The sequence below is a fragment of the Sulfitobacter sp. HI0027 genome, assembly GCF_001634775.1.
In the GTDB taxonomy this organism is placed as follows: Bacteria; Pseudomonadota; Alphaproteobacteria; order Rhodobacterales; family Rhodobacteraceae; genus Sulfitobacter.
Genome location: NZ_LWER01000372.1, coordinates 1 through 364, shown reverse-complemented (window position 1 = coordinate 364; position 364 = coordinate 1). Strand labels below are relative to the sequence as shown.

Annotated in this window: 1 protein-coding gene; it reads right to left on the bottom strand. The window is 58.0% G+C overall.

Annotation, left to right across the window (positions count from 1 at the left end; all coding sequences use genetic code 11):
- Positions 1-169: 169 nt before the first annotated feature.
- Positions 170-364 (bottom strand): thiolase C-terminal domain-containing protein (locus tag A3722_RS17255; RefSeq protein WP_443068790.1); only part of this gene is annotated, 195 nt, incomplete at its 5' end.

Here is a 364-nt window from a genome sequence, read left to right as displayed (position 1 = left end):
TCATAGACATAGGCCAGTTCCTTTTTGTCGGTGGGATTCTCGCCGAACCCAAGGCCGAGCGCATACAGGATGGTATCCCGCTCGGTCAGCGTCTGTTCGATCTCTTCGAAGTCCCAGTTCGACAGCGCGTCGAAATCCAATGGCATGATCTTTCCTCCCTTGTTCGTTCTTAGAGGGTGTTTTGCGACCCCAAGATTGCCGTGACCTGACTGGACAGCACACCGCCGTTGCCATGCGCCAGCGCCAGATCCGTGGCGATGCCCCCGGCATTCAGTTGAACGGTGTCGATCTGGCGCGCTGCCTCGATCACGGTGAATATGCCGTACATGCCGGGATGCACGCAGGACAGACCCCCACCATTCGT